This window comes from Rhizobacter sp. P3_C12, from assembly GCF_056402735.1.
In genome coordinates, this window is the sequence record NZ_JBFUGW010000047.1 from 21,941 (window position 1) to 30,517 (window position 8,577).

General features: G+C 67.7%; 10 protein-coding genes and 1 pseudogene. 1 reads left to right on the plus strand and 10 read right to left on the minus strand.

The features are described 5' to 3' along the window. Positions 1-51 precede the first annotated feature (51 nt). From AC1DXV_RS10345 to AC1DXV_RS10360, 4 genes and pseudogenes are all read right to left on the minus strand, one after another. Positions 52-1,137, minus strand: coding sequence for an alpha/beta hydrolase (locus AC1DXV_RS10345; protein ID WP_477864233.1), 1,086 nt, complete (start codon positions 1,135-1,137; stop codon positions 52-54). Positions 1,138-1,139: 2 nt separating this feature from the next. After that, positions 1,140-2,324: a (R)-mandelonitrile lyase gene (locus AC1DXV_RS10350; RefSeq protein ID WP_477864234.1), complete on the minus strand. Its 1,185-nt coding sequence runs from the start codon at positions 2,322-2,324 to the stop codon at positions 1,140-1,142. A 133-nt stretch (positions 2,325-2,457) separates the two neighbouring features. Beyond that, a pseudogene (locus AC1DXV_RS10355) lies at positions 2,458-2,607 on the minus strand (MFS transporter); the annotation flags it as partial. A 9-nt stretch (positions 2,608-2,616) separates the two neighbouring features. Further along, positions 2,617-3,468, minus strand: coding sequence for an aldo/keto reductase (locus AC1DXV_RS10360; RefSeq protein WP_477933477.1), 852 nt, complete (start codon positions 3,466-3,468; stop codon positions 2,617-2,619). 106 nt (positions 3,469-3,574) lie between these two features. On the opposite strand from AC1DXV_RS10360, the gene AC1DXV_RS10365 reads away from it, so the two are divergent. After that, positions 3,575-4,558, plus strand: coding sequence for a LysR family transcriptional regulator (locus AC1DXV_RS10365; RefSeq protein ID WP_477864235.1), 984 nt, complete (start codon positions 3,575-3,577; stop codon positions 4,556-4,558). Here the strand turns inward: AC1DXV_RS10365 and AC1DXV_RS10370 are convergent. The 6 genes from AC1DXV_RS10370 to AC1DXV_RS10395 form a co-directional block, all read right to left on the minus strand. Next, entirely contained in the window at positions 4,503-5,042 is a 540-nt protein-coding gene (locus AC1DXV_RS10370; protein ID WP_477864236.1) for a response regulator, read from the minus strand. The genes AC1DXV_RS10365 and AC1DXV_RS10370 overlap by 56 nt on opposite strands. Then, the gene (gene nosR / locus AC1DXV_RS10375) at positions 5,042-6,385 is read right to left on the minus strand and encodes a response regulator c-di-GMP phosphodiesterase, NosR family (protein WP_477933471.1); all 1,344 of its coding nucleotides are present in this window, start codon (positions 6,383-6,385) and stop codon (positions 5,042-5,044) included. The genes AC1DXV_RS10370 and nosR overlap by 1 nt, the downstream gene beginning before the upstream one ends. 13 nt (positions 6,386-6,398) lie before the next feature. Continuing rightward, positions 6,399-7,319: an ATP-binding protein gene (locus AC1DXV_RS10380; protein ID WP_477933473.1), complete on the minus strand. Its 921-nt coding sequence runs from the start codon at positions 7,317-7,319 to the stop codon at positions 6,399-6,401. A 9-nt stretch (positions 7,320-7,328) separates the two neighbouring features. Continuing rightward, a complete protein-coding gene (locus AC1DXV_RS10385) occupies positions 7,329-8,183 on the minus strand; it encodes an HDOD domain-containing protein (RefSeq protein ID WP_477864239.1) in 855 nt (284 codons plus the stop codon). Continuing rightward, positions 8,180-8,359, minus strand: a complete 180-nt coding sequence (locus AC1DXV_RS10390) for a hypothetical protein (RefSeq protein ID WP_477864240.1) — start codon at positions 8,357-8,359, stop codon at positions 8,180-8,182. The genes AC1DXV_RS10385 and AC1DXV_RS10390 overlap by 4 nt, the downstream gene beginning before the upstream one ends. A 1-nt stretch (position 8,360) precedes the next feature. Continuing rightward, positions 8,361-8,577 (minus strand): hypothetical protein (locus AC1DXV_RS10395; RefSeq protein ID WP_477933475.1); only part of this gene is annotated, 217 nt, incomplete at its 5' end.

Sequence of the window (8,577 nt, forward strand, 5' to 3'; positions counted from 1 at the left end):
GAGGACGTCAAACGAAATCTGGAGAGAGGTCCGCCAGCTCGGAGGCGCTCGTCAGTCCAGCTTCTTCTCGGCGAGGAAGGCGGACACCAGGTCGGCGATCCGGACGTTGTTCAGGTCCGACATCAGGAAGTGCGTGTTGCCGCGGACACCGATCTGCGGGAGATGCACCAGGCGGGCGTCACCGCCATGCCTGTTGACGGCGTCGACCCAGAGCCTGGCCATCGCGAGCCGCACGCGCCAGTTGTCCTGGCCGCGCTCGGCGGTCGGCTCGGCCGGGAAGTTGTCGCCGTAGTAGATGACGATCGGAAGCCGGGTGAGCTTCTCGAATTCAGACAGCGGCACGGCTTCGGGCGCCAGCGTGCCGGCAGCGCTTGGCATGGCCGGCGGCAGCTCGCCTTGAGGGAAGATGAAGCCGCTGCCCGGCTCGAACGCGACGACGGCCTTGACGTTCGGGTTCTTGATCGCCGTCAGCCAGCCCGGTCCGCCCCCTTGGGAATGGGTGAACAGGATCGCCGGCCCGGTCCTGGTCAGAAGGGCCGACATGGCATCCGAGATCACGCCCGCGTCATACGGGCCGGTGTTGGGCGTGACCGAGCGGAAGAACTGGTCCAGCGTCTGCGGGCTGCGATCGAACTGCACGTTGCCGAAGTAGTTCGGCCATGTGCCGAGGCGGAACTGGTCGAAGAACAGTTGATCGTTGGGCGCCGGCTCGATGGTCGCCGCGACCGTGCTGTTGCCCGCGCGTCCACGCCTCGGCTGGTCCACCAGGTAGACGGCGAAGCCGCGGCGCAGGAACAGGGTCTGGAAGCCCTCGCGACCGTCCGGGGTGGTCTCCCAACTGCGGGCCGACTGGAAGGCGCCGTGCAGCATGACGATCGGCAGCGCCCTGGGGTTTTGCGGCACCTGATGGAAGGCGTAGAGGTGGTCGCCGTGAAAGCTCTGTCCCGACGCCGTCGGCTGGTTGTTGTCGTAGCTTCCCGGGGTTGTCTTCACGGTGCCGCCGACGGCGAAACTCCCCTGCGCTTGAAGCAGCAGAGGGCCCGAGGGGGCGCCAGAACCGTTGACGTGGGTCGCGCAGCCAACGACCAGCGCCGTGACGAGGATGGTGGCGGCCGGCAGGATTCGTGTGGCGCTCATGGTCACCCTCTCGATGCGGCGGCGAGAGCCTGCGTGAGTGCTTCGTCTGCGCGTTTTGCGGCGCCCGCATCGCCGTGCTCGGCGAGCAGGTGCTTCAGTTGCCGCAACTGCGAGGCGGTCAAACCGACGCGCAAACTGGCCCGCATGTGCGAACGCAGCTGCGCTTCCACGCCGGGCATCGCTGCGAGTGCGCCGACGGTGGCCAGTTCGCGGCTCTGCCAGTCGAGGTTGTCACGCTCGAAGATGTCACCGAACAAGTGAGCTCGCAGGAACTGGTTGATGACCGGTGCGAAGTCGAACACCGCGCCTTGAACCGGTCCGCCGGAGATCTCGGTCTGGTTCGCCTTTCCTGCTGCAACGAGTTCGTTTCCGGTGGCGACGGTCCGGTCGGGCTCGCGACCTGGCGCATCCAGGATGCCGCGCTGCTTGCGGGCCTCCACGACCTTCATCAACTCGGCGAGCGCGTTGAGGCTTCTGGGAAAGCCCGCGTAGGCATAGAGCTGCACCAGGATCTCCTTGGCCTCGCTGATGGCCAGCCCCGCATCCAGACCCCGTGTCAACGCGGCGTTGAGCTTTGGCATGTCGCTGGTGGACAGGGAGGCCGCGATGAGGGGGATGGCCTGCTGCCTGGCTGAAAGCGTTTCGGAGGTGGGCAGTGCAAGTGCCCTGGCTGGCAATTTCTCGTCGCCTCGCACAGCCAGGCCGTTGCTGGCCAAGGCGGCCTGGTAGTCCTGGTCGGTCACCTTGTCCTGCCAGGCGACCGAGTTGCCGTCCTCTTGCTCGGCAATGGCAACGTGGGTCATTGCACCTTCAGGGCCTGCGCCATGCCAGTGGCGCACGTTCGCGGGAACGGTGACGACGTCGCCGGGACGCAGCACATGCGCCGGCTGCCCTTGCTGCTGAACCAGACCCAGACCGGCCGTGACGATCAGCGTCTGTCCCAGCGGATGGGTGTGCCACGCTGTGCGCGAGCGTGGCTCGAAGGTCACCGTCGCGCCGCTGACTCTTCCTGGTGGCAGCGCCTGGAACGGCGAGCTGATGCGCACGACGCCGGTGAAGTTTTCGTTCGCTCCGGTGGCGGCCGATGTGGGCGAGGCTGTGCGCACCGTGACGGCGGGTGCGGCCGGCGCTTGCGCAATCGCGGCGCCGGCGGCACTCGCCAGCGCAATGGAAAGCAGTGTCTTCATGCGAGGGCCTTCTTTGACTTGGATTGGTGGCGGCGCGGCAACACGATGCAGGCCCAGGAAACGATCAGCGCCAACGCCAACAGCAGCGCCCCCACATTCATGACGATGGCGATGCGATGTGCGAGCGTGTCGATGCGGCGCTGAAACCGAGGTTGGCCTGGATCCGAGGAAGGCCGGTGATGACGATCGAAATGTCCACCACGATCATCAAGTAGCTGGCCACGATGATGGCCAGCACGGCACCGGCCCCTTCGGCCGGCGAACGGACGGAGGACATGCTCATGTGGCGCGATCAGATATCGAGCTTGCGCTCGGCCATCCACTTGACGATGGCCGGATCGCGGTGCGAGAAGAAGCTGCTGGTGTGGGTGTCGAGCGCTGCGATGCGGGCCATGTCAGCCTCGTCCAGCTCGAAGTCGAACAGCGCCAGGTTCTCCGCCATGCGCTCCTTGCGCACCGACTTGGCCAGCGCCACGATCCCCCGTTGCACCAACCACCGCAACACGACCTGGCCCACCGATTTGCCGTACCGCGCACCGATGTCGGCCAGGACCCCGTTGTGGAACAGGTTGTTGCGGCCCTCGGCGAACGGCGCCCACGCCTCGGCCTGGACGCCGATCTCCTTCATGAAAGCGGCACCCTCCAGCTGCTGCTGGAAGGGGTTCACCTCCACCTGGTTGACGGCCGGCGCGATCTCGTTGAACGCCTTGATGTCCATCAGGCGGTCCGGGTGGAAGTTGCTGACGCCGATGGCGCGCAGCTTGCCGGCCCGGTGCGCATCTTCCATCGCACGCCACGAGCCGTGCACGTCGCCGAAGGGTTGGTGGATCAGGTACAGGTCCAGGTAGTCCAGCTTCAGGCGGCGCAGCGACTTGTCGATGGCCTGCTGCGTGCGCTCAAGGCCGGTTTCCTGCACCCACAGCTTGCTGGTCACGAAGAGCTGCTCGCGAGGGACGCCGCTGGCGCGCAGGCCCGCGCCCACCGCTTCCTCGTTCATGTAGGAGGCCGCGGTGTCGATCAGCCGGTAGCCGGCCTCGATGGCATCGACGACGCTGCGTTCGCATTCCCTGGCGTCCGGGATCTGGAAGACACCGAAGCCGACGATGGGCATCTGGAGGCCGTTGTTCAAGGTGACGAGCTGCATGGCTGCTTCCCCGGGAGTCGATGCAGCGAACTCTAGGGATCGAACTCGCATTCGGATAGTGACGATAAGGTTGATGGATTGGCATCGGATTGATGACAATACGCACATGGCAATCAACGAACTCCGGTCGATCTCGACCTTCATCCAGGCGGCCGAACTGGGCAGCCTGCGCAAGGCCGCACTGGCGCTGGGGATCAGCCCGCAGGCGGCCAGCAAGGCACTGGCGCAGCTGGAAGTCCACCTCGATGCCCGGCTGTTCCACCGGACGACACGGGTGATGTCGCTCACCGATGCGGGCCAGCGCTTGCTGGAAGACGTCCAGCCGGCGGTGCTCGGCATGCAGCGGGCACTGCAGAAGGCCCGATCGGCCAAGGACGATTTCGCTGGCCCGCTGCGGATTGCCGGCCCGCGCACGACGTTCCAGCCCATCCTGTGGCGGCTGGTCGAGGAGTTCTGCGAGATGCATCCGGGCATCCAGCCGGATGTGTTGCTGGAGGACCGTGTCGGCAACTGGGTCGAGGACCGCGTCGACGTTGGCTTCCGCCTGGGGCCATCGCCTCAGGAAGGCGTCATCGCGCGGCGGCTGTTCCCGCTGCAGCTGGTCATCTGTGCGTCACCCGCGTACCTGGAGCAGCATGGCGTCCCGGATTCGCTGGCGGCCCTGGCCACCCATCGCTGCAGCGCGTACCGGCATCCGGCGACCGGAAAGGTGGTGCCTTGGCATGTGAAGCTCGGCGATCAGGCGGTCGACCAGCCGGTGGTGCCTGCCATCTGCAGCAACGACGAAGTGTTCGAGTTGCAGGCCGTGCTGGCGGGAAAGGTGCTGGGCCAGTTGGCGGGCGTGACGGCAGCGCCCTTCATCCGCGCCGGCCAGCTCGTGCCGATCCTTGTCGACCACATGCCGGACCACGCCAGCTATTTCGTGTATTTCGGCAGCAGGACGTCACAGCCGGCGCGGGCGCGGGCCTTCATCGACCTGGCGGTGCAGCGACTCAGCGACAACGCCGAGTACATGCTCGGCACGGAAGACTTGTTCAAGACAGCGGCGGCATCAGCACTTCGCCATTCGGCCCCCAGTCCACGTGGGTGAGACCCGGTTCCTCGGATTCGAGGCGCCGCCGCTCCGCCTCGAACGCCGGCAGGCGGCCCTCCTGCACCCGCATGGCGTCGGCGAGCAGCGCCTGTTCCTTCGAGGCCTGCGCATGCGCCAGCGCGGCCTTCACGCTGCCGACCAGTTCGTCGTCGCTCCACGGCTTGAGGATGTAGCGGAACACCTGGGCGTCATTGACGGCACGCACCAGCGTGGCGACGTCGGCGGAGCCGCTGACGATCATCGGCACCGCGCGCGGCTGCACCTCGCGCACGTCGCGCAGGAAGGCCACGCCGTCCTGCTGGGGCATGCGGAAATCGGACACCACCACGTCGAACGCATGCTCGCGGACGCGCGCCAGCGCGAGCCGGGTGTCGCTGAACAGCTCGACGCGAGCCAGGTCGCGCAAGGGCACCCGCAGCACGCGGTGCAGGGCCGCGAGCACATGGGGTTCGTCGTCGACCAGCAGGATGGATGCTTTCATCAGGTTCTCCGGGGGGGCCGCACGCGCAGCTCGATGCGAATGCCTTCGCGTTGTTCATACACGCGGATGCGGCGGATGGTGTCGGCCGTCAGCACGTGGTCGGTCGCCAGCAGCACCGCGCCCTCGCGCGAGATCAGGTCGGCCGCCAGCACCATGCCGGGCTGCAGCGATTCCGTGGTCATCGACAGCGGCGCGGGCGGCTGCGGCGCGCTCGGCTGGTTGATGTGCAGGAAGACGTCCAGCACCTCGGGGTCGAACTGGCTGCCCCGGCCGTGCATCATCAGCGTTCGCACCTGCGCCGTCTTCAGCCCCGGCGCGCCCAGGTGGCCGTTCAGCAGGTCGTCGTAGGCGTCGGTCACCGCCAGGATGCGCGCACCCAGCGGGATATCGGCGCCGGCGCGGCCGTCGGGAAAGCCCTGGCCGTCGAAGCGCTCGTGGTGCGCCCGGATCAGCGCGGCCACCGGCTGCATGTCGTCCAGCGCCAGCAACGACTGCTCGCCCAGGACGGGATGCTTGCGATAGGTCGCGAGCTCTTCGGCCGTCAGCTTGGGAACCGGCTTCGCGAGCACCTCGTCGGACAGCCCGATCAGGCCGATGTCGTGCAGCAGCGCCGCGACGAACACCGTCTGCGTGTCTTCGCTGTTGCAGCCCATCGCCTTGGCCAGCTGGCGCGTCGACTCGGCCATGCGGCGTCCGTGCCCCATCAGCTGGCCGCCGCGCAGCTCGATCAGGTTGGCGAACACCTTGATCGAGGTCATGTAGTTGCGCTTGAGCTTGTCGTGCGCCTGCGTGACCTCGAGGGTGCGCTCCTGCACGCGCCGCTCGAGCTGCACGTTGAAGCCGCGCAGTTCCTCGTTCTGCGCGTGCGTCAGCGCCTCGAGGCGGGCCTTCTCGCGCTCCAGCGCCAGCCGCTCCAGCGCCTGCGCGACGGTGACCCGCAATTCGCCGTCGTCCCACGGCTTGTTGACGTAGCGGTAGATCTGGCCTTCGTTGATGGCAGCGATGGTCGAGTCGACGTCGGCATAGCCGGTCAGCAGGATGCGCATCGTGCCGGGCCAGCGGCGGCGGACCTGACCCAGCAGCTGCGCACCGTCCATGCCGGGCATGCGCATGTCGGAGATGATCAGGTCGACCGGGTCGCTTTCCATCAGCGCCAGCGCCTCGCCCCCGCTGCCTGCGGTGACGACGCGGTACTGCGGGCCGCGCAGCGCGCGCCTCAGCGACGACAGGATGTTGGGCTCGTCGTCGACGCACAGGATGGTCCAAGGGGCGGGCGCGGCCGGCACCGGCGTTTCGCCGGCGGGCGCGCACGGCGCGGTGTCGGGCACGGCAGTGGCTTGCATCGCAGGTACCGGCTCAGTCCGCCAGCGCGGCCACGCGCTTGACCGGAACGCTGACGCGGAACGCGGTGCCGCGGCCGGGCTCGCTGCTCACCTCGATGCGCCCGCCGTGCTTCTTGACGATGCCGTACGAGAGCGACAGGCCGAGCCCGGTGCCCTTGCCGACCGGCTTGGTGGTGAAGAACGGGTCGAAGATCCGCTTCAGGTTCTCGGCCGGGATGCCGCAGCCGTTGTCCGAGATGTCGACCCAGGCCTCGTCGCCCTGCGTGCCCGTCCTGATGGTGATCGTGCCGCGCTCGGCGCTGATGGCATGCGCCGCGTTGACGAGCAGGTTCATGAACACCTGGTTCAGCTCGGAGGGCAGGCACTCCACGTCGGGCAGTTCGCCGTACTGCTTGACGACGTCGGCCTTGTACTTGATCTCGTTGTTGACGATGTTGAGCGTCGAGTCGATGCCGGTGTGCAGGCTCACCCATTCCCATTCCTGGCGCGCATCGACGCGCGAGAAATCCTTCAGGTCCTGCACGATCTTGCGAACGCGCTGGATGCCGTCCTTGGACTCTGCCATCAGGGCCGGGATGTCGTCCTTCAGGTAGTCGAGCTCGATCTCCTCGCGCAGGCGCAGCAGCCGCGCCGCGGCCGGCGTGCCGGCCAGCGCGGGTTCGGCCTCTTCATAGGCCTTCAGCATGTCGAACAGCTGCGCGAGGTACTTCTCCAGCGTGCCGAAGTTCGAGAAGATGAAGCCGATCGGGTTGTTGATCTCGTGCGCCACGCCGGCGGCCAGCTGGCCGATCGAGGCCAGCTTTTCCGACTGGACCAGCTTGTCCTGCGCGTCCGACAGCTTGCGGTTCAGTTCGGTGAGTTCCTCGTTGGCGCGCAGCAGCGCCTCGACCTGGCTGGGCGTGAGCTGGCTGGCAGCGACTTCATGTGTATCCATGGATGTCTCCTAGACGGTCAGCGATTCGCGCACGCTGCGCGCCTGCCGCTCGGTTCGTTCGAAGGTGCGCTGGGCCTGCTGCGGCGTCAGGGCGATGCGCTGCCAGGCGTCCAGCGAGAGCGGCGGCACCATGTCTTCGTCCAGCCCCGACAGGTCGAGCGCATGGGTCATGTTGTCGGCCACGTGCACCACGTCGGCCAGCGTCGCGCCGGCGTGCGCGGGCAGTTCGTGGTGGCAGCGGATCGCCTCGGCGATCGCCGGCGCGAAATGCCAGTGCTCGGCGATCAGGCCGCCGACCGTGGCATGGTCGGTGTTCAGCATCAGCCGTTCCGCCTCGAGCGAGTGGATGTCGTGGCGGGCCGCCCAGTCGATGGTCTGGCTCAGCTCGAGCGGGAAGTAGGTGGCGAGCGCGAGGCGGCCGATGTCGTGCATCAGCCCGGCGGAGAAGGCCGCTTCGGTGTCCAGGCGCGTGGCGGCCGCCAGTTCCTGGGCGCAGAACGCGGTGGCCAGCGCATGGCGCCAGAAGCCGTCGAAGTCGAAACCGGTGCAGGCGGTGCGGTCGAAGCTGGAGATCACCACCGCGGTGGTCGCCACCGTCGCGACGGTGCGCAGGCCCAGGATGTTGATCGCATCGCGGATCGACGAGACGCGGCCGGTCACGCCGTAGAAGGACGAGTTGGCCAGGCGCAGCGTCTTGGCCGTCAGCGCCTGGTCGTGCGAGATCGTGGTCGCCAGTTCGTCGACGGCGACGTCTTCGCGCCGCAAGGCCGAGCGCAGCTCGACCACCGCCTGCGGCAGCGCCGGCAGCGTGCGCACCTTGGCGTGCACCGCATCGGGCTGGAGTGCGAGTTGCGGCGCCTTCATGCGTGCTCCTCGAGCCGGTACTGCTGGATCAGGTGGAACAGCGGGTGCAGGCGACCCTCTTGCAGCGACGCGCGGAACAGGTAGGCCAGGCGCTCGCGCACCTCGTCCGGGCTCGCGGTGCGCGGTGTGGCGGCCGGCTCGCTGGGGACCGCTGCCCCGTGGTGATCGTTCGACATGTCAGTGGGACTCCCGTTCGTATTCGTTCGTGATGACGAGCAACCGGCCGCGCGAGGCGGTGTCGCTCATCGCGCGGCAGACGGCGCGGTAGGGCCGGCCGGCCAGCTGCAGGCGGTGATGGATGCCGTCGCCCAGCCGCAGGATGGCGGCCAGTTCGGCCGGCAGGGCGTCGTCGGCGTCGCTGCCGATCAGTGCCGGGACGTCGCACAGCAGGGCC

Coding starts and splice junctions, on each gene's coding strand:
- nosR (WP_477933471.1), bottom strand. CDS start 6,385: ATGCAAGCCACTGCCGTGCCCGACACCGCGCCGTGCGCGCCCGCCGGC.
- AC1DXV_RS10365 (WP_477864235.1), top strand. CDS start 3,575: ATGGCAATCAACGAACTCCGGTCGATCTCGACCTTCATCCAGGCGGCC.
- AC1DXV_RS10370 (WP_477864236.1), bottom strand. CDS start 5,042: ATGAAAGCATCCATCCTGCTGGTCGACGACGAACCCCATGTGCTCGCG.
- AC1DXV_RS10350 (WP_477864234.1), bottom strand. CDS start 2,324: ATGAAGACACTGCTTTCCATTGCGCTGGCGAGTGCCGCCGGCGCCGCG.
- AC1DXV_RS10380 (WP_477933473.1), bottom strand. CDS start 7,319: ATGGATACACATGAAGTCGCTGCCAGCCAGCTCACGCCCAGCCAGGTC.
- AC1DXV_RS10390 (WP_477864240.1), bottom strand. CDS start 8,359: ATGTCGAACGATCACCACGGGGCAGCGGTCCCCAGCGAGCCGGCCGCC.
- AC1DXV_RS10360 (WP_477933477.1), bottom strand. CDS start 3,468: ATGCAGCTCGTCACCTTGAACAACGGCCTCCAGATGCCCATCGTCGGC.
- AC1DXV_RS10345 (WP_477864233.1), bottom strand. CDS start 1,137: ATGAGCGCCACACGAATCCTGCCGGCCGCCACCATCCTCGTCACGGCG.
- AC1DXV_RS10385 (WP_477864239.1), bottom strand. CDS start 8,183: ATGAAGGCGCCGCAACTCGCACTCCAGCCCGATGCGGTGCACGCCAAG.